This window comes from Ferrimonas sp. SCSIO 43195 (assembly GCF_023716685.1).
Lineage (GTDB): Bacteria > Pseudomonadota > Gammaproteobacteria > Enterobacterales > Shewanellaceae > Ferrimonas > Ferrimonas kyonanensis.
This window is the reverse complement of sequence record NZ_CP072679.1, coordinates 1,342,186-1,367,112: the sequence shown is the minus strand read 5'-3', so window position 1 is coordinate 1,367,112 and position 24,927 is coordinate 1,342,186. Positions and strand designations below refer to the sequence as shown.

Annotated in this window: 23 protein-coding genes; 12 read left to right on the top strand and 11 right to left on the bottom strand. The window is 57.5% G+C overall.

Translation table 11 applies throughout. The features are described from left to right. Window positions 1-44: 44 nt before the first annotated feature. From J8Z22_RS06625 to J8Z22_RS06615, 3 genes are all read left to right on the top strand, one after another. Window positions 45-626 (top strand): hypothetical protein, encoded by a 582-nt coding sequence (locus J8Z22_RS06625; protein WP_028113734.1) that lies wholly within the window; start codon window positions 45-47, stop codon window positions 624-626. 67 nt (window positions 627-693) lie between these two features. Further along, complete coding sequence (mfd, locus tag J8Z22_RS06620) at window positions 694-4,131, top strand: transcription-repair coupling factor (RefSeq protein WP_252009590.1); 3,438 nt, start codon at window positions 694-696, stop codon at window positions 4,129-4,131. After that, window positions 4,128-5,108 (top strand): peptidoglycan binding protein CsiV, encoded by a 981-nt coding sequence (locus J8Z22_RS06615; protein ID WP_252009588.1) that lies wholly within the window; start codon window positions 4,128-4,130, stop codon window positions 5,106-5,108. The genes mfd and J8Z22_RS06615 overlap by 4 nt, the downstream gene beginning before the upstream one ends. Here J8Z22_RS06615 and J8Z22_RS06610 read toward each other — a convergent pair. Both J8Z22_RS06610 and ycfP read right to left on the bottom strand, forming a co-directional pair. Then, complete coding sequence (locus J8Z22_RS06610) at window positions 5,098-5,370, bottom strand: acylphosphatase (RefSeq protein ID WP_028113736.1); 273 nt, start codon at window positions 5,368-5,370, stop codon at window positions 5,098-5,100. The two genes, J8Z22_RS06615 and J8Z22_RS06610, sit on opposite strands and share 11 nt — an antisense overlap. Before the next feature lie 189 nt (window positions 5,371-5,559). Then, entirely contained in the window at window positions 5,560-6,099 is a 540-nt protein-coding gene (gene ycfP / locus J8Z22_RS06605; RefSeq protein WP_028113737.1) for an alpha/beta hydrolase YcfP, read from the bottom strand. Between the two features lie 366 nt (window positions 6,100-6,465). Here ycfP and J8Z22_RS06600 point away from each other — a divergent pair, with 366 nt between their 5' ends. Then, window positions 6,466-7,836 carry an L-serine ammonia-lyase gene (locus J8Z22_RS06600; RefSeq protein ID WP_028113738.1) on the top strand — a complete coding sequence of 457 codons (1,371 nt, stop codon included), beginning with the start codon at window positions 6,466-6,468 and terminating at the stop codon, window positions 7,834-7,836. A gap of 459 nt (window positions 7,837-8,295) precedes the next feature. On the opposite strand, the gene J8Z22_RS06595 is transcribed toward J8Z22_RS06600, so the two are convergent. Next, on the bottom strand, window positions 8,296-9,276 hold the full coding sequence (locus tag J8Z22_RS06595) for a hypothetical protein (RefSeq protein ID WP_028113739.1): 981 nt from the start codon (window positions 9,274-9,276) through the stop codon (window positions 8,296-8,298). Between the two features lie 96 nt (window positions 9,277-9,372). Between J8Z22_RS06595 and J8Z22_RS06590 the strand changes: the two genes are divergently transcribed. Next, entirely contained in the window at window positions 9,373-9,978 is a 606-nt protein-coding gene (locus tag J8Z22_RS06590) for a hypothetical protein (protein ID WP_252009586.1), read from the top strand. A gap of 50 nt (window positions 9,979-10,028) precedes the next feature. After that, a complete protein-coding gene (locus tag J8Z22_RS06585) occupies window positions 10,029-10,277 on the top strand; it encodes a hypothetical protein (protein ID WP_252009584.1) in 249 nt (82 codons plus the stop codon). Window positions 10,278-10,503: 226 nt separating this feature from the next. Here J8Z22_RS06585 and queE read toward each other — a convergent pair whose 3' ends face one another. Genes queE through J8Z22_RS06570 form a run of 3 tightly spaced genes read right to left on the bottom strand, consistent with a single transcriptional unit; the run spans window position 10,504 to window position 12,510 of the window. After that, on the bottom strand, window positions 10,504-11,175 hold the full coding sequence (queE, locus tag J8Z22_RS06580) for a 7-carboxy-7-deazaguanine synthase QueE (RefSeq protein ID WP_252009582.1): 672 nt from the start codon (window positions 11,173-11,175) through the stop codon (window positions 10,504-10,506). Between the two features lie 9 nt (window positions 11,176-11,184). Then, window positions 11,185-12,261, bottom strand: coding sequence for an AI-2E family transporter (locus J8Z22_RS06575; RefSeq protein WP_028113742.1), 1,077 nt, complete (start codon window positions 12,259-12,261; stop codon window positions 11,185-11,187). A gap of 24 nt (window positions 12,262-12,285) precedes the next feature. Beyond that, window positions 12,286-12,510: a sulfurtransferase TusA family protein gene (locus J8Z22_RS06570; protein ID WP_028113743.1), complete on the bottom strand. Its 225-nt coding sequence runs from the start codon at window positions 12,508-12,510 to the stop codon at window positions 12,286-12,288. A 299-nt stretch (window positions 12,511-12,809) separates the two neighbouring features. On the opposite strand from J8Z22_RS06570, the gene J8Z22_RS06565 reads away from it, so the two are divergent. The 4 genes from J8Z22_RS06565 to J8Z22_RS06550 are packed head-to-tail and all read left to right on the top strand — an operon-like array spanning window position 12,810 to window position 16,967. Beyond that, on the top strand, window positions 12,810-14,261 hold the full coding sequence (locus tag J8Z22_RS06565) for a M48 family metalloprotease (RefSeq protein ID WP_028113744.1): 1,452 nt from the start codon (window positions 12,810-12,812) through the stop codon (window positions 14,259-14,261). Between the two features lie 59 nt (window positions 14,262-14,320). Further along, window positions 14,321-14,671 (top strand): arsenate reductase (glutaredoxin), encoded by a 351-nt coding sequence (gene arsC / locus J8Z22_RS06560; RefSeq protein ID WP_028113745.1) that lies wholly within the window; start codon window positions 14,321-14,323, stop codon window positions 14,669-14,671. After that, the gene (locus J8Z22_RS06555; RefSeq protein ID WP_051252764.1) at window positions 14,672-15,055 is read left to right on the top strand and encodes a DUF2069 domain-containing protein; all 384 of its coding nucleotides are present in this window, start codon (window positions 14,672-14,674) and stop codon (window positions 15,053-15,055) included. A gap of 19 nt (window positions 15,056-15,074) precedes the next feature. After that, complete coding sequence (locus J8Z22_RS06550; RefSeq protein ID WP_252009580.1) at window positions 15,075-16,967, top strand: hypothetical protein; 1,893 nt, start codon at window positions 15,075-15,077, stop codon at window positions 16,965-16,967. 63 nt (window positions 16,968-17,030) lie between these two features. On the opposite strand, the gene hda is transcribed toward J8Z22_RS06550, so the two are convergent. From hda to J8Z22_RS06530, 3 genes are all read right to left on the bottom strand, one after another. Continuing rightward, window positions 17,031-17,738 (bottom strand): DnaA inactivator Hda, encoded by a 708-nt coding sequence (gene hda / locus J8Z22_RS06545; protein WP_028113747.1) that lies wholly within the window; start codon window positions 17,736-17,738, stop codon window positions 17,031-17,033. 65 nt (window positions 17,739-17,803) lie between these two features. Then, a complete protein-coding gene (locus tag J8Z22_RS06540) occupies window positions 17,804-18,877 on the bottom strand; it encodes a DUF2066 domain-containing protein (RefSeq protein ID WP_252009578.1) in 1,074 nt (357 codons plus the stop codon). Between the two features lie 134 nt (window positions 18,878-19,011). Then, the gene (locus J8Z22_RS06530) at window positions 19,012-20,799 is read right to left on the bottom strand and encodes a flagellinolysin (protein ID WP_371878109.1); all 1,788 of its coding nucleotides are present in this window, start codon (window positions 20,797-20,799) and stop codon (window positions 19,012-19,014) included. Between the two features lie 260 nt (window positions 20,800-21,059). On the opposite strand from J8Z22_RS06530, the gene J8Z22_RS06525 reads away from it, so the two are divergent. Then, window positions 21,060-21,485 carry a hypothetical protein gene (locus J8Z22_RS06525; RefSeq protein WP_252009576.1) on the top strand — a complete coding sequence of 142 codons (426 nt, stop codon included), beginning with the start codon at window positions 21,060-21,062 and terminating at the stop codon, window positions 21,483-21,485. A 60-nt stretch (window positions 21,486-21,545) separates the two neighbouring features. Here the strand turns inward: J8Z22_RS06525 and J8Z22_RS06520 are convergent, their stop codons facing one another. After that, the gene (locus J8Z22_RS06520) at window positions 21,546-22,730 is read right to left on the bottom strand and encodes a solute carrier family 23 protein (protein WP_035416021.1); all 1,185 of its coding nucleotides are present in this window, start codon (window positions 22,728-22,730) and stop codon (window positions 21,546-21,548) included. Window positions 22,731-22,981: 251 nt separating this feature from the next. Then, the gene (upp, locus tag J8Z22_RS06515; RefSeq protein ID WP_028113752.1) at window positions 22,982-23,608 is read right to left on the bottom strand and encodes a uracil phosphoribosyltransferase; all 627 of its coding nucleotides are present in this window, start codon (window positions 23,606-23,608) and stop codon (window positions 22,982-22,984) included. Window positions 23,609-23,884: 276 nt separating this feature from the next. Here upp and purM point away from each other — a divergent pair, with 276 nt between their 5' ends. Beyond that, a complete protein-coding gene (purM, locus tag J8Z22_RS06510) occupies window positions 23,885-24,922 on the top strand; it encodes a phosphoribosylformylglycinamidine cyclo-ligase (protein WP_252009574.1) in 1,038 nt (345 codons plus the stop codon). Window positions 24,923-24,927 lie beyond the last annotated feature (5 nt).

Here is a 24,927-nt window from a genome sequence, read left to right as displayed (position 1 = left end):
ATCGGATAATAAAGTTATTCACCCCTATTACACAAGCGCCGGTCATGACTAACGAGCAACAAAGCTTTTTCAGCGTCCCCTGTGACTTTCTGCTGCTTGCGGATCCCCTGGAGCCGAGCCAGCGATTGACCGACAAAGAGGCCTTGCTGGCCATGATGCCAAAAGCGTTCCGCTTGATGGCGCAGGTCAACGACGTCGAACAACGCTGTCTGCCCCTGATGAACAGCCTGGCACAGCACGCGGCCGAACTGGCGGAGTACCTGAGCCTGCAGAACAAGAAGATTGACCTGGTGCTGCAGATGCAACTGGCCCAGAGCAGCGACGCCCACTATCGCTGTGATGGCGTCCGCTTTGGTGGCAGCGGCCTGGTGGCTCGCCACACCAGTGCCATCGAGGTCGGTAGCATTGTCGAAACCCGGGTGTTACTGTTGGAACAGAGCGTTGCCATCTACGCCATCGCCGAAATCACCGACTGCCAGGCCGACGACGATCAGTTCTTGTGGACCATGGACTTCACCAGCATCATGGATGCGGATCAGGAGCAACTGGTGCACGCCAGCCTGCAGATCGAACAGCGGCAACTGCGCGCACGGGCCCAGGCCCGTCGCCAAAATGACGCCTCTTAACCCCCACGGTCGCAGCCTTGGCTGCGGTTGTCTACACTAGCCCCAAACCAATCAGTAAGCTTGATTTATGAGTAGTTTCTCTCCCCTTGCCCCGGCCAGCGCCGGTGCAGGCACCAAACGTCGCCTTACCGGACTGATCGGCAGTGCCCAGTCTCTGACCATCAGCCGCCTCGCCGGCCAGCACGCCGGCATCAGCTTACTGATTACGCAGGACACCCCCAGCGCCCTGCATCTGGAGCAGGAGTTGCGCTACCTGTGCCCGCACTTGCCGGTGACCCTGTTTCCGGATCGGGAGGTGCTGCCCTACGACAGCTTCTCGCCCCATCAGGACATCGTTTCACAGCGGCTGGAAGCCCTGTACCGCCTGCCGACCATGACGCGGGGGCTGGTGATCGTCCCCATCAGTACCGCCCTGGTGCGGCTGCCGCCGGTGGACTACGTCGGCAGCAACGTGCTGTTGCTGGAGCCTGGGCAGACCATCCACATCGACACCCTGCGCCATAACCTGACACAGGCTGGCTACCACCACGTGGAGCAAGTATTCGAGCACGGTGAGTTCGCGGTAAGAGGCTCAATCATCGACCTGTTCCCCATGGGCAGTGATCAGCCTCTGCGGCTGGATCTGTTCGACGACGAACTGGAGGCGATCCGCACCTTCGACGTCGACACTCAGCGCAGCGGCGGCTCTTTAGAGCAGGTGCGGCTGCTGCCGGCACGGGAGTTTCCCACCCACGCCAAAGCCATCGAGCGATTTCGCAGTCAGTGGGGACAGCACTTTACCCGCATCAGCAATGAGAGCGAGTCGGTGTATCAGCAGATCAGCAAAGGATTGATGCCCGCCGGGGTGGAGAGCTACCTGCCGCTGTTTTTCGAGTCCACCGCCACCCTGTTTGATTACCTGCCAGAGCAAGTGCAACTGCTCACCAGCGGCGACATTCAACAGGCCTGTGAGCAGTTCCTCAAAGACGCTCACAGCCGCTATGACAACTATGGGGTCGATCCCCTGCGACCGCTGCTGGCGCCGCCGCAACTGTTCCTGCAAACCGAAGAGCTGTTTGCCCGCATCAAGCCCCATGGCCGCATTCAACTGAGCCGGGCAGTCAGTGAGATTGCCCGCGAGCCCAAAGCCGCGGTGGCCGCCATCGGTGACATCGCCGTCAATCACCAACTCAAGCAGCCGACCCAGGCGCTGAGCGCCCGCATGGGCGAGGTCAAACGCACCCTGTTCAGTGTCGAATCCGACGGTCGTCGCGAAGCGCTGCTGGAACTGCTGCGGCCACTGAAACTGAACATCGAATCGTTCGCCCACCTGGATGACTTCATCGCCGCAAGCGCTCCGGTGGGACTGATTGTCAGCCCGCTGGAACAGAGCGTGGTGCTGGAGAAAGAGAAGCTGGCGCTGATCTGCGAAGAGGAACTGCTTGGCGGTCGGGTTCGCCAGCGGCGCCGCCAACGCAAAACCGTCAGCTCCGACACCCTGATCCGCAACCTGGCCGAACTCAAGGTCGGCCAGCCGGTGGTGCACCTGAAGCACGGGGTCGGCAGTTACCAGGGGCTGCAAACCCTGGACGCCGGCGGCATGAGCACCGAATTTCTGGTGCTGGAATACAAAGACCAGGCCAAACTGTACGTGCCGGTCAGCGCCCTGCACCTGATCAGTCGCTACAGCGCCGGCGAAGACAGCGAGGTTCAACTCAACCGTCTGGGGAGCGAGGCCTGGGACAAGGCTCGGCGCAAAGCCGCCGAGAAGGTGCGCGATGTGGCCGCCGAACTGCTGGATGTGTATGCCCGCCGCGAAGCCAAACCCGGGTTCGCCTTTAAGCTGGATCAGGCCGACTACCAGAAGTTTTCCGCCTCATTCCCGTTTGAGGAAACCGCCGATCAGGAAGCCGCCATCGACGCGGTGGTGCGCGACATGCGCACCAGCAATGCCATGGATCGACTGGTGTGTGGCGACGTGGGCTTCGGCAAGACCGAAGTGGCCATGCGCGCCGCTTTTGTGGCGGTCAACGAGGGCAAACAGGTGGCGGTGCTGGTGCCAACCACCCTGCTGGCGCAGCAGCATTACGAGAATTTCAGGGATCGCTTCGCCGACTGGGCGGTGCGCACCGAGGTGATGTCCCGCTTCAACACCGCCGCCGAACAGCGCCAAGTGTTGAAACAGCTCAGTGAGGGCAAGGTCGACATCGTCATCGGCACCCACAAGTTGCTGCAGTCCGACATCAAGTTTACCGACCTCGGCTTGCTGATTGTGGATGAAGAGCACCGTTTCGGCGTCCGTCAAAAAGAGCAGATCAAATCGCTGCGGGCCGAGGTGGATATCCTGACCCTGACCGCCACCCCAATTCCGCGAACCCTGAACATGGCCATGTCCGGCATGCGCGATCTCTCCATCATCGCCACCCCGCCGGCACGACGGTTGTCGGTCAAGACCTTTGTCCGTCCCAAGCAGGGGGATCTGATCCGCGAAGCCCTGATGCGGGAGATTCTGCGTGGTGGTCAGGTGTACTTCCTGCACAACAGTGTTGAAACCATCGACGATTGCGCCAAAGAGCTGGCCGAACTGGTTCCCGAAGCCCGTTTTGCCATCGCCCACGGCCAGATGCGCGAGCGGGAACTGGAAAAGGTGATGAGCGATTTTCATCACCAGCGTTTCAATGTGCTGGTGTGCACCACCATCATCGAAACCGGCATCGACATCCCCAGCGCCAATACCATCATCATCGAACGGGCCGATCGATTCGGCCTGGCTCAGCTGCACCAATTGCGAGGCCGGGTCGGCCGCTCCCACCACCAGGCCTACGCCTACCTGCTGACCGCCGGTAAGAAGATGACCAAGGACGCCAAAAAGCGCCTTGAAGCCATTGAGCAACTGGAGGACCTGGGCGCCGGGTTCATGCTGGCCACTCAGGATCTGGAGATTCGGGGTGCCGGTGAACTGCTGGGGGACGAACAGAGCGGTCACATCGCCAAGATCGGCTTCAGCCTGTACATGGAGATGCTGGAGCAAACCGTGGCCGCCCTCAAGGCAGGCAAAGAACCGTCATTGGATCAGATCCTGGCGGAGCAAACCGAGCTGGAACTGAAGATCCCCGCGCTGCTGCCGGAAGAGTACATTCCCCACGTCAACACTCGCCTGGCCCTCTACAAGCGTGTCGCCTCCTGTCAGAATGACGACGAACTGATGGAGACCCGGGTTGAGCTGGTGGATCGCTTTGGCACCCTGCCTGCCGCCACCGAGAACCTGCTCAAACTGACCCGGTTCAAATTATGGGCCATGGCCCTGGGGCTGCGTCGCATCGATGCCCACGCCAAAGGCGGCAGCATTGAATTCAATCAAGACACAATCGTCACTCCGGAAACCCTGATAGGTTTGCTACAATCGGATCCGGGACGCTATCGAATGGATGGGCCCACCAAATTACGTTTTCAAGGCGACCTGCAGGATGCGGCGTCTCGCCTTGATGCAGTGGAGCAGTTGCTCAAGCTATTGGACAAACGATGATCAACCTGAAAGCACTCACCGCCGGCCTGATGCTGACTTTGGCGTGTTCGGCCCCACAGGCCGAAGAAGCCACCTGGTTTGAGGTCGAAATTGCGGTATTCCAGCGCCCGCAGACGACCACCGAAACTTGGTCTCAGGAAACCACACCGGTTAAAACGGCCGATACCCTGGATCTGCTGGGGCCGGCCATGATGCCGGATCTCAGCGCACTGGAAGAGGCCCTGAACCCCTGCGACAGCAGTGATTGGCTGAGCCAGCCAGAGAACTGCCAGCCGCAACCGACCGAGCCGGCAACGATTCCAAGTCAACTGCCCGCAACCGTTACCGCTCTGGAAACCGGCTCCCCCCTGTCTGGTGCACCTTTCCTGCTGCCGGCAGAGTCACTGCAGTTCAACGACGCCCTGGCGAAACTGCGCCACAAAGGGGCTCGGGTTCTGCTGCACAGCGCCTGGCGCCAGCCGGTATTCAGCCGCGGCAACAGCCAGGCCTACCGGCTCTACAACGGCCGAAATTTCAGCGACCGTTTCTACGCCGACGGTCGCCTGCGCCCACTCACCCCCCCCCTGGGGTCGGTATTTGACTTCAACTTCTCAATGACGCCGCCCACCGCTCAGGCCGAGCCGGTGTGGGAACTCGATGGTTGGTTACGCATCTATCTGAACCATTTTTTGTTTATCGATACGTCATTGCAGCTGCGTGAAGAGGGAGAGCGGCCGGTGCCTGGCCTGGAATCGATGACAGTCGCGACCCCAGAGGCTGATCAATCGACACTCGTTGCAGCCGAAGATGGCGCCACTTCGGCGGCCACTGAGCCGTTTCTGAACACCATCGAACTGCGCCAAACCCGCCGGGTTCGCAGCCGTGAGATTCACTACTTCGATCACCCCAAAATGGGGGTGGTTATTCAGATTCGACGCATGACTCAACCCAGCGAGATGGAGCCGGCAACCGCAGCCACCCCCCTGGTCACTCGGTAACCTCGAAATCCAGGTACAGGTCGGTGCCGTCATAATCGGACACCAGCACATCGGTCACCTCTGCCTGAGGTGGCCCCTGATGGGCCCAGTCCAACATGGCGTCCACCGCCCTGTCAGCCCCCTGGGCCAGCATCTCAACGCTGCCATCATCCAGGTTACGAACGTAGCCGGTAACCCCGAGACGCAGCGCCGCTTCCTGGGCCGACGCCCGGTACCACACTCCCTGAACCCGGCCACTGACCTTCACCATCAAACGCTTCATAGCATCGCCCACCCTCAAGTCGATAACTTCACTATAGCAGCTATCCCGGCGGTTAGAATTTTCCCACCCAAACCACAATAACGTCTTGATCGGCGTCGTTTTCAGCCAAGCACAGTCCAACCCGGCATCCGCAGACACCGAGTTCGACACGACCGAACGGAGGAAGGGGCAGACACGCTCCGCCCAGGCTCAAGCGCTCTTAAATTCTGCCAGCGCTTTCAGTTGACGGGAGATGTCCTTAAATTTGTGGGTTTGAGTGGTGTCCCAGATGACGGGGTAGAAGGGCTTCATCTCCGCTTCAATACGGGAAGTGTCGAGCACCTCATCATGGCGAGCCAACACACACAGGCAATGATCGCGGTTCTTTTTACGGAACTCGGTGACGCACTTTTCCTTGATGTCGCGGTACTCTTCCGGGCGATCAATCCGCCCCTCCATGTTCTCTTCCGGCCACAAATTGGGGTTGAACACCACCGATTTCATGCCGGTCAGGAAGGCAATGCGCTCGGCCCAGAAGCCTCCCAGGCCGACGCCGACAATCAGCGGACTGGGGTCATCGCTGTAGCGTCTCTGTTTATCCACCTCTTTCAGCAGGTGCTGCATATCATGGCGAGGATGAAGGGTGGAGTAACTTATAAAACGCACGTCTTCGTCAGCAAACTGAAGTTGCAGAACTTTTTCGTGGTTTCCAGGGCTGGTGGCGTCAAACCCGTGCAGGTAAATTATCATAGTAAAACCATTCCATTAGCTTGGATCCACTATAGCCATTGGCAAACCGCAAGCAAAGCACTCAAGATGATCTGGATCACGGTCGGGCCCATTTTGCCAACTCGAACGGCCGTCGATAGTGATAAAGATGCCATAACATCAACGTCTTGCTTCATATGCCCGATGAAAACCATTCAAAGACGAAATTGCCGCCCACCCCATAAGGGGGTTTGCGCTGGTGAAACCGGCTCAGGTTGACCACCATCTTGTCGGCAGCGGCGCAGGCAACATTTTATACTGTATCAGGCAGGTCCGATTTTGCTTTTCCTCCTGCTGGGGTACCATCAGGGCATTCGCCACAACGCACCATTCAACAGGGATACCGTTATGATTAGCGTGTTCGATATGTTCAGTATCGGCATTGGCCCATCCAGCTCCCACACCGTCGGGCCGATGCGCGCCGCCAATCGCTTTATCGAAGCGCTCAGGGCGCACCATCAGTTTGAGCACACCACCGAGCTGCAATGCGAACTGTTTGGCTCTCTGGGCCAGACTGGCAAAGGCCACGGCACCGGAAAAGCGGTGGTACTGGGGCTGTTGGGGGACCAACCGGAAACGGTTGACACCGATTCTGTGGAACAAAAATTGGAGCAGGTCGCCAGCGGTCAGCGTCTGTCTCTGGACGGCGAGCGCGAGGTGGCCTTTACCCGCAATCAGGGCATTACCTACCACCGCCGCAAAACCCTGCCTCAGCACGCCAATGCCATGACCCTGCGGGCCCTGGATCAGGGCCAGGTGCTGTATGAACAGACCTACTTCTCCGTCGGTGGCGGCTTTGTACTGGACAAAAGCGAGATCGCCCAGCCGCTGGCCGTCAGCAGCGGCCCGGCACTGCCCTACCCCTTTGATACCGCAGCCCAGTTGCTGCAACACTGCAACGACAAAGGCCTGTCCATCGCCTCCTTGATGATGGCCAATGAGAAGGTGGTCTGCGATGAAGCCGAGATTCGCCGTCAACTGTGGCAGATCTGGCAAACCATGAAGGGCTGCGTCGAGCGCGGTTGCCGGGAAGAGGGCATACTGCCCGGCGGACTCAAGCTGCGCCGCCGCGCCTCTACCCTGTATCGGCGTCTGGCCGCCGAAGGCAACAACAGCCGCGATCCGCTCAACGCCATGGACTGGGTGGATCTGTTTGCCCTGGCGGTTAACGAAGAAAACGCCGCCGGAGGCCGGGTGGTGACTGCCCCCACCAACGGCGCTGCCGGCATTCTGCCCGCGGTGCTGTGCTACTACGACAAGTTCATACAGCCGGTGGACGAAGAGATCGCCTGTCGCTACCTGCTGACCGCCGCCGCCATCGGCATTCTGTACAAGAAGAACGCCTCCATCTCCGGCGCCGAAGTAGGCTGTCAAGGTGAGGTGGGTGTGGCCTGCTCCATGGCCGCTGGCGCCCTGACCGAGATCATGGGCGCCACACCGGCAGTGGTGGAGTGTGCCGCCGAAATCGGCATGGAACACAACCTGGGCCTGACCTGCGATCCCGTCGGCGGCCTGGTGCAGGTGCCCTGCATCGAACGCAACGCCATGGGCGCGGTCAAGGCGATCAACGCCTCGCGACTGGCCTGCCGTGGCGATGGCCAGCACAAGGTCTCACTGGATAAGGTCATTAAAACCATGTGGGAAACCGGTCAGGACATGCGCACCAAGTACAAAGAAACCGCCAAAGGCGGCCTGGCGGTTAACATCGTCGAATGCTGATGGCCTAAGCCACAGACCTACCAACACAAAAGACCGCCTGCGCGGTCTTTTTTCATCCCCATCTCATCTGTAGACACCCAATCCATCTCATCTAAAGACACCCAATTTATCTCCTCCCCTCTTTCTTTAGACACCCAAACTAAGCTGCAACGCTCCACGGCATAACTAAGGCCTTTACTGGAGTGATGTACGGATTCGGTTTACAGTCACCGCCCTCGTGCACTCATCTGTAGACACCCAATCTATCTCCTTCCTTTTCTTTAGACACCCAAACTAAACTGCAACGCTCCACGGCACGACTAAGGCCTTTACTGGAGTGATGTACGGATTCGGTTTACAGTCACCGCCCTTGAGTGAAGCAGATTTTTCAGGCCAGGTGAGAAAATGGACCATAGAAAGCCCCCCTCTGAGCAGCATCAAAGGTTTACAGGATTGTTTAGGTTTCTGATTGAAGTTCGGCTAAGCGCCAAAAAGGCGCTGGGCGTTTCCAGTCCCCCTAATTCGGTGCATGCCGTCGGTTTGCCGACAATGTCGCAGACTATGCAATCGGCCTGCTAGGTGACAGAATTGATACTCGAACCCTTCAGTTAGCTCCATCCAACTATCGAAATCAATCTCTAGCCGTTGAAGTAACGTTCCACTGGAGACAGGAATGATACCGTCTTTCCCCTGTTTGATGACTCGGCCGGTAAACTCCACAAGCTCCAGATAATCATTGAGATGACAAGGCAGGGAATGTGAATTTAACTCTTTGGTATCGAAAGGTTTTAACCGCTCAGGTTGCTTACCTTTCAGGGCCGCCCGAATGCGCATCTGAACACTGGTAAAATCCGACTGTTCCGGTGTTTTTGCGATACCAGAACGGATGGGATTAAGATCAACATAAGCCATGCAAGCCAGCAGCGCTTGTTCATCGAGCAGTGCCTGAGACTTAAAACGCCCCTCCCAGAATCGGCCGCTGCATTCGTCCTCTTTATTAGCCTCCCGAGCAATGTATTCGTTGAGTGAACGCATAAACCAACTTAAGTCTGCCAAGCGACTGCGATAGAGCTCAGCCTTACGCTCCAGCAGATTAAGGTCGGCAGAAGAAAGAGCTTCCTGCTGCTCGTCATTACAATAGCGCCGAGTGAGCTCAGTTCCGGCAAACAGTCGATGCCAACGGCTGAACACTTCACGCATGCTCCAGACAGTGGCTTTCTGTGTCTCCACGTGCAGCACTACATGAGTATGGTTGCTCATCACGGCAAAGGCACACACCTCAATAGCAAATGACTGAGTTAATTGAAGTAGTCTATTTTCAACCCAATCACGGCGGTGTTCATAACTGACACCAGTGTAGGCATCAACGCCACAAAGAAAACTGCGGCGGACACAGCGACTAACACAGTGGTAAAAGGGGGTATCCTGCAGCGACACCTGCTGCTTTCTGGCTGTAGGCATGGTTTCATCCTTGAAACGAACAAAAACACAGTGTAGTTGATGTCAATAGGGGCAATGCTTAGAGTGGGTGTCTGTCTTTGAAGAAGTTAAAGCTGAATGTCTAAACAGGCCGCTACAGAACAACAGTTGGCGCAACTGCAGTTGCCACTGATACTGCAACCCAGTACTGATAGCGTGGGTAAACTTAACCGCACAGGAGTGTTGGTATTTCTGGCTATTTTGCTGGTCGCAGGCTGGTTCACATCTCATGTTGGGGTTAATTGGGGCTATCTGAGTATCTTCCTCTTCTTCTGGTCGCTAGGCGTGTTACCCATGCTACTGAATGCGATGGCTCTGCGTCGCCTTTCCGGAGCCTGGCACATCACCTTGGATGAGCAAGGCTTGCAGTGGCAATCCCCGAATGAGCACTTTGATGATTCCTTTTTTCTTCCTCTGGAACAGATCGATTGCATTGGTACTGAGTTGACCCCTGGTGCTAAAAATAACCTGCATTATCAAAAGGTCATCGTCTTGACCAACGGTCATCGCCTGCACCTTGCCAACAGAGCAGCCATTGATATGGAGCTTATCTATATCGGCCTGGAGAAACTGGGAAAGCCATTTCGTCTTACTCATATTGATGAGGTTTTGCCAATCACCAACAACGTCCCCAGCTTTAATTCCGCTGCACCCGCGCCCAAATCGACACAAGCTGCCCTCTAAATATGAACCACCAGAGCCTTTTCTCCCTCAGAAGGACCGCTTTAATCTGGGTGTCTTTTTATAGCCGTTCTAAAAATAACCTGCATTATCAAAAGGTCATCGTCTTGACCAACGGTCATCGCCTGCACCTTGCCAACAGAGCAGCCATTGATATGGAGCTTATCCATATCGGCCTGGAGAAACTGGGAAAGCCATTTCGTCTTACTCATATTGATGAGGTTCTGCCAATCACCAACAACGTCCCCAGCTTTAATTCCGCTGCACCAGCGCCCAAAAAAACGACACAAGCTGCCCTCTAAATATGAACCACCAGAGCCTTTTCTCCCTCAGAAGAACCGCTTTAACCTGGGTGTCTTTTTAAAGCCATTTTTAAAGCCCTCCCAGAAGGGTCGCTTTAACCTGGGTGTCTTTTTTAAACTTTAACCTGGGTGTCTTTTTTAAAGCCAGCCCCTGTAACCAAAATGCCGCTCAGGTGAAGTGAGCGGCATTTTAGTCATTCGGGTCTGTTGTTCTGAGGCTTGAGGCTCAGTCGATGTTCAGATATTTGTGGGTTTGTACCGATAAGCGCCAGTTGCGTTCAATGCACACTCGAATCGCCATCTCGGTTGCCCGTTTCTGAGTCGAGATGGGTTGCAGGCAGATCTGTGGCTGACGCGGCAAGGCCACGCCCTGCAGCAATTGATCCAGCTCCTCGATGTGCTTCTCTAGCGCCACCGGGTGCTTAATTTCGTCGGCCCGCTGCAACGCCGACGTTAGCACCGGCAATCCGCCTTTCATATTGATTTTCGGCGATACCGTCACCCAGGTATGGTCATCGACCTTGACTTCGGCACAGCCGGAGGTCTCAATCTGACAGCGCCACCCGGCCTGATGCATCTGCTCGGTGAGTGCCCGAAGGTCATACAGGCAGGGTTCACCACCGGTAATCACCAGGTGACGTGCCTGAAAGCGGCCATCGGTAAGCAGAGCCACTAACTGCGCCACTTCATAGCTCGCCCAACGTGGTGCATCGCCACTGATGCCGATGACTCCTTCCCGAGCCACCTCATCGGCGTCCTTTAACTCCCAGGTATGGCGGGTATCGCACCAGGGACAGCCTACCGGGCAGCCCTGCAGTCGCACAAATACCGCCGGCACCCCGGTAAACTGACCTTCGCCCTGGATGGTCTCAAACAGCTCATTGACCGGTAAACTCATCGCCCTCTCCTACTCCAGCTCAGCGGCAGGCGCAGGCAGTTCGGTGCTCGGCCAGGCATTCACCACCGCTTTGACCAGGGTCGCCAGTGGAATGGCAAAAAACACCCCCCAAAAGCCCCACAGTCCACCGAAGATCAGCACCGACACAATAATGGCCACCGGATGTAGGTTTACTGCTTCAGAAAACAGAAGCGGTACCAGCACGTTACCATCCAGTGCCTGAATGATGCCGTAGGCCAGCAGCAGGTAACCAAACTGCGGCGTCCAGCCCCACTGGAACAGGCCCACCATCGCCACCGGAATGGTCACCACGGTTGCACCGATGTAGGGGATCAACACCGACAGGCCGACCACCAACCCCAACAGGGCTGCGTAGCGCAGATCCATAAACAGGAACGTCAGGTAACTGGTCACACCGATGATCAAAATCTCTATCGCCTTACCACGAATGTAGTTAACGATTTGGCCATTCATCTCTGTCCAGACTTTCTTAGCCAGCTCACGGTTGTCCGGCACGAAACGGCTGAAGCCCCGCAGCAACTCACGCTTATCTTTGAGGAAGAAAAACACCAGCAGCGGCACCAAAATGGCGTACACCGCCAACGCCACCAGATCGATCAGCGACCCCAAAGACACCTGCAAAACCTGCTGTCCCCAGGCCAGCAAGCGGCCGTTGAGGGTTTGCATCAAGTCGTGAATCTGCGATTCGCTGATGAATTCCGGATACAACTGCGGCAGGGTCAGCACCTGCCCCTGAGCCCAGGAGAACATCTCCGGCAGTTCACGGGCCAGACTGATCCCCTGATTCCAGATTTGCGGCAACGCCACCAGGCAAAATAGGGCCATGGCACCGACAAAAGTCAGTAACACCAACGAGGCCGCCAGCACTCTGGGCATGCCGCGATTGGCCATCTGCGCCACCGGCCACTCCAGCATGTACGCCAATACAATGGCCACCAGCAACGGGGTGATCAGTTGACCGTAAAAATAGATAACGGCAAACCCCACCACCAGAATCATCGCCAGGGTCACCGCCTGGGGATCAGAAAACTTCTCCTGGTACCAGCTACGGACCAAATTCCACATTATGCTAACAACCTTATCGTTTCATCATCTGTCAGGAGCACGTAACTGCACCAGAACCCTGGTACCATCAAGCCGCGTCACCGTAGTTTCAAAGCCCTGCTTTTGTGCATATTTTGGCACATCCTGCACGGCGCCGGGGTCGGACAACATCATCAACAGTTGCTGTCCCGGTGCCAGACTCATCAACGCCTGCTTGGCTTTAACAAACGCCAGCGGACAGCGGTGCATGGTTAAATCCAGCGGCAACATGGTCTCTCCCGTTATTTTGGCGGCCATTATCCCGTGCCCCGAGGCAAGTTACAAACACCCATCACAATTAAATGATGCAACACTGTGAGCCGGGTCCTATCACTTCTAAATCCGCAGCCACCATTGCCCCTGGCGACACTTACCGCTCATCAACTGCCTCTGTTTGCTGGTAAAAAATGTTAAAGCCCGTGGAACCTGCGGGCCGATGTGGCAGACTAACCCTTAATGGACAGTGCCTAGCCGAACGCCGGCGCTTACAGGTACACTGTCGAGATTGTCATAAGGGGAACCAGGCACACGTGACCAAAAAGCTAAAAACTCTCTGCGCTGCCGCTTTGCTAATGGCCGGTCTGGGCACCACCGCCACCAGCATGGCCCAGCCGGAACTGCCGGAACTGGGTACCGTCGCTGCCAGCACGCTGTCTATTGATAAAGAAAACCAGATTGGCGATTTCTACATGCGGATGCTGCGTGGTCAGTTGCCGGTGATTCACGATCCGGTGATGACCGAGTACCTGAACGACATCGGCAATCGCCTGGTCGCTCAGGCCGACAACGTCAAAACGCCGTTTACCTTCTTCGTGATCAACAGCACCGAATTGAACGCCTTCGCCTTTTTCGGGGGCCACGTTGGGGTACATACCGCCATCATCGAAGCTGCCGACAACGAAAGCGAACTGGCCTCGGTGCTTGGACACGAAATCTCCCACGTCACTCAGCGCCACCTGGCACGCTCCATTGAGGCCCAGAAGAAAACCGCCCCGGCCACGCTGGTGGGGGTCATCGGCTCCATCATTCTGGCCATGGCGTCTCCGGAGGCGGGAATTGCCGCCCTGCAGTCGACCCTGGCCCTGAGTCAGCAGGCGTCCATCAACTACACCCGCAGCAACGAAAAAGAGGCGGACCGCATCGGCATCAAGACCATGGTGGCCGCCGGGTTCGATCCCAATGCCGTTCCCAGCTTCTTCGGTAAGATGGCCGCCAAGTACCGTTTTGCCAGCAAGCCGCCACAGATGCTACTCACTCACCCCTTACCGGAATCCCGGATTGCCGATGCTCGGGCCCGGGCGGCGCTGTACCCCTATCGGCCGGTGCCGGAAAGTCTGCTGTTCCACCTGGCCAAGTCCCGGGTTCAGGTCCGTTACAGTAACCTCAACAAGGATCATGCCCTGTATCTGTTCGAAAAGCAGACCAGCAACGGCGATCCTGTACTGCGCGATGCCGCCCTGTACGGTAAAGCCCTGGCGTTACTGGCAAAAGACCAGCCGAAACAGGCCGAAGCGGTGATTCGTCCACTGCTCGACGGCGCCCCCAATAACCTGTTTTACCTGGACACCACTACCGATGCCCTGATGGCACAAGGCCGGGCCAAAGAGGCGGCCGAGATCCTGAGAAAGGCGCAGAAGATTCGCCCTAACAACGCCGTCATTGAGCTCAACCTGGCCAACGCTCTGATCGAGAACGGTGACTACGAGCAGGCCCGCACTATCCTCGAGCGTCAGGTGGTTCTGGATAAGGACAGCGTGGTGGCCTACGACCTGCTGTCCACCACCTACCGTCAGCTGAACATGGTGGCCAACCGGCATATGGCTCAGGCGGAACTGATGGCCTTGTCTGGCGGCTTCAGTCAGGCCATCGAGCAACTGCAGTTTGCCTACCGACAAACCCGAAACAACCCGTTGCAGAAAGCCCGCATCGATGCCCGCATCAAAGAACTTCGTCAAGCGGAGCAGGAGCTGAAATCACTTTAACTCACTGTCATGGGCCCGTAGAATGGGCCCATTGAGATCCAGATCACAGGACGATCCCCATGAGCAACCCTACCCAAATTTGGCACAACCCCCGCTGCTCCAAGAGTCGCCAGACTCTGGCACTGCTGGAACAGCAAGGCATCACCCCTGAAATATTCGAATACCTGAAGACCCCGCCAACACAAGCCCAGCTTGAGCAGGTCCTGGCGTTACTGAAGCTCTCTCCTCGCGCGCTGATGCGCACCAAGGAGGCAGAATACAAGGCTCAGGGTCTGGCCGACGCCAACGATGCGCAGTTAATACAGGCAATGCTGACCACCCCCAAACTCATTGAGCGCCCCATTGTGGTTCACCAGCAACGAGCCGCCATTGGCCGCCCTCCTGAGCAGGTACTGGAGATTCTGGACTAGATGGCACTGTCAACTTCCACCCTGCAACGCATCGCTCTGAGCAGTTACCTGGCCAGCCTGGTGTTCATTCCTCTGTGGCAACTGGGTCTGAGCCCGGACTTAGGTTATTCGCTGGGTTTCAGCCTGTTGATGCTGCTGCCGCTGATACTGCCACTGCCCGGTATGCTAAAAGGAAAGCCCTATACCCATGCCTGGTCGGGCTTTATTGCCTGCTTGTACCTGCTCTCCAGCCTCACCCAGTTGTGGGTGGGCGACAGTCACCGCCTGTGGCCACTGATCGCCACGCTGCTGTTGCTGACCTGGCTGATGGCGAGCAGTTTTTTTGCCAGATCACGCGGTAGGGAGTTAGGCTTAGGACTTAAGAAAAAGAACGCCAGCGACTGAAGGCTGGCAAGGAGGCAAGATGATACGGAGTTCGATCCCGGCGGTACTGCTGATCCTGATCACGGGTTGCGGCGGCAGCGGTGGCAGCAGCCCCGAACCCTCCCCCTTGCCTCCGCAAGCGGCGATAGAATTTACCCAATCCGAATCGGACGACGGCTCGGTGGCGATCATTGCCAGCGTGGATGGCGTCCTAAGCCGCGATCTCAGTTACCAGTGGCAGCAACTGGCCGGCCCCGCCATCGACATCAGTAATCCTCGCTCGGCACTGGCAGCATTCGATGCGCCAACGGCCGGTGATTATCAGCTTAAGGTAACGGTGACCGACCGCGCCGGCAGCCAGCTCAGCAACACCCTGACCCTGGGTGTACCGGCCTTTAACCCAGTGCGAATTCGCGGCGATCAGGTGGTCTCCCGCGGCGGAAGGGTCTCCCTGCGCCTGGGCCGAAGCGGCGACAAGAGCCAGCCACTGACCCAGATTCAGTGGTCTCAGGTGGGCGGCCCACCCATTGCCGATATGAACAGCGACGATCCTGAGCTGCTTACTTTTACCGCCCCTTCGACTCCAAACAAAGACTCGCTGCTGACCCTGAAGGTGATCGCCAATGATGCCGGCACCGTCATCACCGATCACGCTTACGTCTGGGTTACGGACCAACCCAGTCCTGTGAAGGATGCCCTGTTTGACACCCCGCTAGCTCAAGTTCAGGCCTGGAACCCCTCCTCGCCATGGCAGTCGGCTCTGGAGCGCTGCGTCTATAGCACTCAGTTGGCCGGCAACAACACCTGCCAGGTGTCGGAGCTGCCGCTGATTGGCCAGCAGACGCGCCAACCGTCGGTGTCCGATGTCATGAACCGGGTCGTAGTGTCCCACCCCTGGATGGGCGATGCCTTTCAGGCCTTCCTCCAGCAGCGCGACCCACATGGCGATTTCCGCCAGCTGCTGGCATCGGTGTCGGCGGTCGTCATCAGCTACGACATTCGACCGTCATTTTACTGGGTCGCCACCGGTGCCATCTACCTGGACCCCAGCGACTTGTGGCGCCAGCCCTGGCAGCAGGCCAGCATTAACGAAGACCCCGACTACCGCAGCGGTTTTGGCAATGAGCTGAAGTACTTGCTGCCGTGGCGATACGTCAAAGACAACCAATACGCCAGCACCTATTACCCGCCGTACCTGGAACAGAGCCGCAGTTTCGATCAACTGGAAGGGGATCTGGCCAGCCTGCTTTACCACGAACTGGCCCACGCCAACGACTTCTTCCCGGTCGATACCCTGGATGCCATCAATGCCGACACCCTGCTGCAGGAGTATTACTCTCGCAGCGCCGACGGACAACTGGTGTCGGATCAGCTCACCAACAGCCTGCCGCTGTCCAGCAGCCAGATGTTTGAGCTGGCGAAAGTGCAGTTTCAGGGACAACCGGCCAGCGCCATCCAGAAAGCCTATCGCCCCACGGACGTCAGCGGCTTTTTCAGTCAGGACCGCGCCAGCGACGACTACAGCTATTTCACGCCAAGGGAGGATCTGGCCATGCTGTTCGAGGAGGCGATGATGAGCCACCGCTACGGCATTCTCCGGGACGTGGCAGTCACCGACAAACCCAGCGCCATCAATGGCGATACCATCATCGTCGACTGGGGTCAGCGAGGCCGCATCGGCGAAGCAAGCCTGCTGCCAAGACTGGATCTGGTGCTGCGGCAGATTTTGCCCTCGCTGGACCCAGACCGCCTGATCGAATCGCTGCCCGCCACACAACCCATGGCGGCAGGACAAAGCTGGAACGCCAACCTGGTGCTGGGACCGGCCGCCAAAGTGCAGCGCATCGGCGCCGCTGCCGCCGGAGAGAGACCGCCACTGACCGGGCGCCGCCACTTAGGAAAAGGGCCGGACTGGAAGCTGTCCGAACGCTGAGTATCGGGATCAAAAAAGGCCGCCAAAGCGGCCTTTCTTACCAGAAGCGACGGCACAAAGCGGCTACAGGTGCAGCGTCTCTTTGACAAAGGGAATGGTCAATCGGCGCTGCGCTCGCATCGACGCCTTATCCAGGCGATCCAGCACATCAAACAGGGTGCGAAGATCACGCGCCAGTCGCGTCAGCAGGAAACGGCCAACGTCTTCGGGCAACTCCAGGCCACGGGCCTTGGCCCGTCGCTGCAAGGCGGTCAGCTTCTCTTTGTCGCTAAGAGACTGTACCTGATAGTGCACCCCCCAGTTCAGGCGCGACACCAGGTCCGGCAGCAGGAAGCCCGCCTGCGACGCCGGCGCACTGGCAGAGACGATCAACCGGCAGTCCCCCTGTTCGTTGATGCGGTTGTACAGATCGAAGATCGCTTCTTCCCAGAACGGGTTTCTCGCCAACTGGTCGATGTCATCCAGACACACCAATGACAGGTTTTCCAACCCTTCCAGCACCGCCGGCGACATGCTGGCATGGATCCCCAGAGGCAGGTAGAACGCCTGCCGATTCAATTCACGGGCGTGGGCACAGGCCGCATGCAACAGGTGAGTGCGGCCGGACTTGGCCTGCCCCCAAAGATAGGTGACCGTTTCCCCCTCCCCTTCAGCGACTTGGCGAATCGCCTCGAGCAGCTGTTGATTGGCGGCAGGGTAATAGCTGCCGAAGGTCTCATCATCGGGCAGGTAAACGGGTAACGACAATTGAATGGGTGAACTCGCTTTCACGTACGGCTTGGCTTCCTATCGATTAACTGTAACCAGTGTAACACGACCGGGTTATGCACCCAATTTCACTGGTCACCTAACCAGCGATATCGAACCTGATTGACCAAATCATCATCAACCGGCAACCGTTCAACCTTGGGCTCCAGATTCAACATCTCTTCCAGCGCCTGCTCCGAGCCCACCACCTCCAGCGAAAAGCTGACCTGGCGGCCCTGAAGGGCACTCACTTTGACATTGGACACCGCGCTCAACCCTTTCAGGTATCGTTCGACCGCCACCAGCTCCGACATCTCGCCGCGAATCTCAAACACCAGCGTCTGTTGCTCCTGCTCACCGCTGGCAACGGTGGCGTAGCGGCGGGCAAAGTAGCGTGCCAACTCCTGTTGCAGTGCCTCGAGGCCATTATCCAGACTCGCGGCTCGGCCATTTTTCTGCATCACGCTGCGACGCACACTGGCATAGCCATAGCGGTCCTGCGACTGGCTGGCCTGGTAAGGGTACAAGGCCAGGTTGTACTGCCAGCCCTCCTCGTCGGGCCACACTTGAGCCAGCATAAAGAAATCGGCCGGGTAACGCTCGCTGGCCAGGGCCACCGGATCGACAAAGAAACCCCAAACGTCGTTGATCCCCACATTGATGGCATCTTCCAGATCCATCAACGGCAATGACAGTGGCAATCCCCGCAGCCCCGCCTGCTGTTGCCAGCGCTGCAGTCGCTGTGGGTCCCCTTGCTCAGACAGCAGTTGCCGCTCGCCCTCCTCATCTTCGATGGCAATCCAGGACAAAGTCAGTGGCCGCTGTTTGCCCCAGATCGGCAGTTGCCTGGCCTGCATCTCTTTAAGCAACAAAGACGCATCAAAGCTGTACTGCAGCATCAGTGGCTCGCCCTGATAGCCAAACTGAGTCACGTACCGGGTCGGATTGGTCAGCATCCCCTTCAACCTGGGGTCGGACTCAATCTGTGCCTCTCCGGTCAGTTTCACCAGAGTCTGAACCAACGCCTCATTGATCTTGCTTTGCCGCTCCGCCCGAGTGCGCGTCTCCACCTGCACTTCGGCCTGGTAGAGGTTGGTCACCTCCACCGCCTGAACCAGGGTCGATAGCATCAGTAAGGGCAGCAAAAAAAGCAGTCGTTTCACGTAGGTTCCAAAATCCATGCATAAGTGTCGCAAAGTGTACCACAGCCTTCGGCAATGCAAATACGTCTGTGGCACTGGCACCGAGACAAAACCGCCGATAGAAACCCATGCAGACCAATCCGGCCTAAGCCGGTCTACTGCAGCAGCGACAACATACTGCTGGGCAGATTGATGGCCTGGGTCAACATCGCCGTGGCGGACTGCTGCAACACCTGTCGCTTGGCCAGCGACGCCGACTCTTTGGCCATGTCCACATCCTGAATGCGAGAACGACTGGCAGAGACGTTCTCATTGATGTTGGTCAGGTTAGAAATCGTGTGGCCGAGTCGGTTCATGGTGGCACCGAGGGACGCCCGAGAACTGTCCACCGCTTTCAAGGCGTCATCGATGGCCACAATGGCCCCCTGAGGGTCTTTGGTCAGGTCGATGTTACTAATGCCCAGGTTGGCCGAGCCAAAGGTCCCCAAGTTGAACACCACCTCCTCATGGGCGTTGGCACCAACTTGAGCCGAAACCTCATGCCCGCCCTCGCCAATCTCTGCCGAGTAATTCTCGATGGCCACTTCAGTAATGCTGGGGTCGCCACTGGTGTCCCAATTGGCGGAGTTAAAGTCTGCCTGCGTGGTGTCGTCGTCACCGGAAACGTAATACTCCTGAAACGAAGTCGCCCCATCACCGCCGCCGGTCTTCCCCTGCATGGCGTTCTCCAGCTCCGGTCCCACACCGGTGGCATCGAATCCGGCCAATGAGCCGTTGTCGGCGTTGGTCAGATCCATATTGGTATTGATGAACTCCTCGAACTTGGTGGCCGCGCCGCCGCCCCCGGCGGCCCCCAACTCGGTAAACAACGCATTCACATCGGCCCAGCGACCGGCCGAGGCCGTATTCAGGGCCGCATTCAGGGTTGCTCCTCCGGCTAACTCGCTGTTGATGGATTTGTAACCGGCCTCCCCCAATTCACTGTGCATGTAACGCTGAATCACATAGCCACCGGAATACGCTCCGGCGTTTTCCAGTGCCGTGCCCGGGTTGGCGTTGCTGTTGCGCTTGGCATTGACTTCACCCCAGATGCCGTTGATGCCGAAGCTGGCGATGTCATTCTTGAGTCGATCGTCGGCGCCTCGCATCGCTTCGGCGCTGCCCTCAGAGAACCAGGCAGGCATGTTGCCCCACTCGGCAAAATTCACCCCCTGAATGGCGTGAGTCATTTCATGCAAAATCACCTCATCCAGCTCCAGGGATCCCCCACCACCGGAGGCGCCGAAATCGTCCAGATCGATCACCATGGTGAGATTGTAGGCCGGCCCACCGCCACCAGGAACCTGTGACTGAACATAGGCCGCGGTGCCACCGGCACCGTCCACATTTTCCAAATCAATTTTCAGGGTTGCCCCTTTGCCATCCAGGCCAAGATGGTCTTTGATCAACTGCTCCGATTCATACAGCCAACTGGTCGCCAGGCTGTTGACGATGTCTCGCTCCTTGGTATCGATACGACTGGCACCGGTAGACTTAAACAGCCGCTTACCCCCAAAGGTGGTGGTCTCATTGGTGCGGTCGATCTCCGACAACAATGCCTTGGCTTCTTTCTGCATGGCACCGCGATCCTGATCGGTGTTGGAACCGTTGGCCGCCTGCAGGCTAAGGTCTCGCAGCCGAAACAGCATATTGGTGACCTCTTCCACCGCGCCTTCGGCAGTTTGCGCCATGGAGATGGCATCGGTGGCGTTTTTTATCGCCACCGTGGTGCCATTAATTTGCGAGCTCAACCGGTTGCTGATCTGCAACCCGGCGGCATCGTCTTTGGCACTGTTAATTCGCATTCCCGAAGACAACCGCTCCATGGAATCGGCAACCCCGCCGCTGTTACGCCGCAGCAGATCCGCGGTAAACATCGCCGTAGTATTTGTTGCAATCCGCACACTTCCCTCACTTGCCATCAACAACTATTGGCTCAAACTGCTATCGGCTGCGAGTTGATCTTCTTTATAAAAAACAGGCACCAAGAAGCTGAAATGACCAGGCGATCAAACTCTCAAGCGAGTGAGAGAAAACAATTTCACCACAGCCTGATTACAGCCCGGCAGCGCTCGCAACTTTGAATCAAATAAATCAATTAGTTAAAGATGAAGTGACCCATGCCGATAACCGAGCATCAGGCCGGCATCAGCAAGGAGTTCCCATGAATGTTACCCAACCAGGTCCACACACCCCGTTTATCAGCGCCACCCAGGGCGATCAACGGGTCAACATCGGGCCGGAGACGGACACTGCTGTTACCAAATCCACCGGCAGCAATCGGGATATGGTCACCATCTCCGATGAGGCCCGGCAAAAACTGCGTAATGAAAAGAGCGAAGAGAGCGACAACAGCGGCGACTCTCCGGCCATCATGAAGATCAAACAAACCATTGAGATGCTCAAAGAGAAGATCAAGGCGGCGCAGGAGCAGTTGGAAGCACTGAAGCAAACCGATATGGATGAAGAGCAGAAACAGAAGCTGCTGGATGGAAAACGTCAGGAGATCATGATGCTCAACAGTGCCCTGTCAGAAGCCAATGCGGCACTGACCGAAGCCAGAGAGAAAGAAGCCAAGCAGGGGGGCTAGCTCGGCCAACAATAAAACAACGGGCCGGTCATCGACCGGCCCGTTTCAGTCGTCACACCATTAATGTTGCAGGTGGCCCAGATCCTTGGGCAACAGCAGGTTGAGCAGGATGGACACCACCGCACACAGGGCGATGCCCTGCAGGGTAAATTCGCCCATGTTGATGGTCATGCCACCGATACCAAACACCAGGGTCACGGCCACGATCACCAGGTTGCGAGGTTCGGCCACGTCCACCTTGTTGGTGATCAAGCTGCTCATGCCAACCGCCGCAATGGAACCAAACAGCAAAATCATGATGCCGCCCATCACCACGGTGGGGATGGTTGCCAGTATGGCACCGAACTTGCCGACCAGAGACAGTACCACCGCCGAGACCGCCGCCCAGGTCATCACCTTGGGATCGTAGTTGCGGGTCAGCATCACCGCGCCGGTCACCTCAGAATAGGTGGTGTTTGGTGGCCCGCCAAAGCTGGCTGCGGCCATAGTAGCCACACCATCCCCGAGCAGAGTGCGATGCAGGCCAGGTTTCTTGACGTAATCCTTACCGGTCACGTTGCTGATGGCCAGCATGTCGCCGATGTGCTCCACCGCTGGCGCCACTGCCACCGGAATCAGAAACAGGATCGCTTCCCAGTGGAAACTGGGGGCGGTAAAGCTGGGCAAGGCAAACCAGGGGGCGGCCGCCACGGCACTGAAATCCAGGATGCCGGCAAAATAGGACAGGGTGTAGCCCACCAGCACCGCCGACATGATTGGCAGCAACCGCAGCATCCCCTTGCCCATAACCGCCACAATCAGGGCGGTGAACAGGGTCGGCAGGGCGATCATCAGCGCCAGGCTGGTATCGTAGGCCTGAACGTCCCCCTGCTTGCCCAGGGCCATGTTGACCGCAACCGGGGCCAGGGTCAGACCGATCACCATGATCACCGGTCCCACCACCACCGGCGGCAACAGCTTCTGAATCGCTTTCATGCCCCCCACTCGCGCCACCTGAGACAGCAGCACGTACACCAGACCGGCCGCCATCAGGCCGCCCATGGTCGCCGACACCCCCCACTGGCTGACGCCGTAAGAGATGGGAGCAATAAAGGCAAACGACGATGCCAGAAACACCGGAACCTGGCGCTTGGTCACCAATTGAAACAACAGGGTACCAATGCCCGCGGTAAACAGGGCGACGTTCACGTCCAGTCCGGTTAACAGGGGCACCAATACCAGGGCGCCGAACGCCACGAATAGCATCTGAGTACCCGCCACCACCTGTCGCCAGGTTGCCGGTACCGGGGTCTCTCCCGAAGAAACAGCCTGCTGCTGCATACAAACCTCATTATTATCATGTTATTACCCGCACTTCATCGCCCCATCTAGCGAGCAGATGGGTGGATGTGATGTCGGGTTGTTAGGGTACGCTTTGGTACTACCGCCAGGTGGCAGCCCAAAATCGATGTTGTTCTGGGTCTAAAAAAACGGCGCCATCGGCGCCGTCATTGGAATTACTTGGTACCGAAGATCTTGTCTCCGGCGTCTCCCAGTCCCGGGAGAATGTAGCCCTTTTCGTTGAGGCAGTCGTCCACAGATGCGGTGTACAACTCAATCTCAGGGTGCGCTTCTTCAACGGCTTTCAGGCCTTCAGGGGCCGCCACCAGGACCAGCACTTTAATCTGCTGACAACCACGCTTCTTCAGCAGATCCAGAGTGGCATTCATGGAGCCACCGGTCGCCAGCATCGGATCCACCACCAGGGCAATACGCTCCTCGATGTTGGACACCAGCTTCTCGAAGTAAGGAACCGGCTCCAGCGTCTCTTCGTCACGGTAGATGCCTACCACAGACACCTTGGCCGCAGGGATGTGCTCCAGCACACCGTCCATCATTCCCAGACCGGCACGCAAAATAGGCACCACGGTCACTTTCTTACCCTTAATCTGGTTAACGCTGATAGGGCCATTCCAACCGTCAATTTCGACGGTTTCCATCTCAAACCCGGAAGTCGCTTCGTAGGTCAGCAGAGCGGCAACCTCTTTCGCCAGCTCGCGGAAACGCTTGGTGCTTACATCAGCAGCGCGCATCAAACCCAATTTATGTTGAATCAGCGGGTGCTTGACCTCAGTGACTTTCATTCTTTTCTCCGGACAGTGATCGACAGGTAAACAGCGGAATCATAGCGGCAAAACTCCAACCTGAAAAGCCCCACCTCAACCCGCATGACAAATCCGTGACATTCAGCACAATTAGCCCGAAAAATACCGCGTTTTTTTTTGCCTGCGGCCACCGACGTGACTGGGATCATAAAAACTTGGGCACAAAGGCAGCAGCTGGTAAAATGCGCGCCAGAACATCAAACGTCGACAACGGCGATAGCTATAAAAAACCTACAAAAAAACAATGAGGCCTCTGTGAATAACCCCGATTCCCTGAGTTATAAAGATGCTGGTGTTGATATTGACGCCGGTAACGCCCTGGTTGATAACATCAAATCCGCAGTAAAACGCACCCATCGTCCGGAAGTCCGTGGTGGCCTGGGCGGCTTCGGCGCCCTGTGCAGCCTGCCGGAAAAATACAAAAAACCCCTGCTGGTCTCAGGCACCGACGGCGTCGGCACCAAGCTGCGTCTGGCCATGGATTATCAAGGACACGGTACTGTCGGTATTGATCTGGTGGCCATGTGCGTCAATGACCTGATCGTTCAGGGTGCCGAACCGCTGTTTTTCCTGGATTACTACGCCACCGGCAAGCTGTCGGTCGACACCGCCACTCAGGTGGTCAGTGGCATTGCCGACGGTTGTGAGTTGGCCGGTTGCGCCCTGATTGGCGGCGAAACCGCCGAAATGCCGGGCATGTACGACGGCGAAGACTACGATCTGGCCGGATTCTGTGTCGGCGTGGTCGAGGAAGCCGATGTGATCGACGGCAGCAAAGTGGCCCCCGGTGACGCACTGATTGCCCTGGGCTCCAGCGGCCCCCACTCCAATGGCTACTCACTGATTCGAAAAGTGCTGGAACGCATTGACGATCCCCGCGGTGAAACCCTGGACGGCGCCCCGCTGATCGACGCCCTGCTGGCGCCCACCCGCATCTACGTCAAATCCACCTTGGCCTTACTGGAGTCCCACTCGGTTCATGCCATCTCGCACATCACCGGCGGTGGCTTCTGGGAAAACATTCCCCGAGTGCTGCCCGACGATGCCAAAGCGGTGATCGACGGCAGCAGCTGGCAGTGGCCGTCGGTGTTCAACTGGTTGCAGCAGGTGGGCAACATCGAGCAGCACGAAATGTACCGCACCTTCAACTGTGGTGTCGGACTGGTCATCGCCCTACCGGCGGAGCAGGCCGACGCCGCTGTGGCCCTGCTGAACCAGCACGGCGAAACCGCCTGGGTCATCGGTTCCATCGCCGCCCGTGATGGCGACGAGCCACAAGTCATCATTGAGTAAGGCCC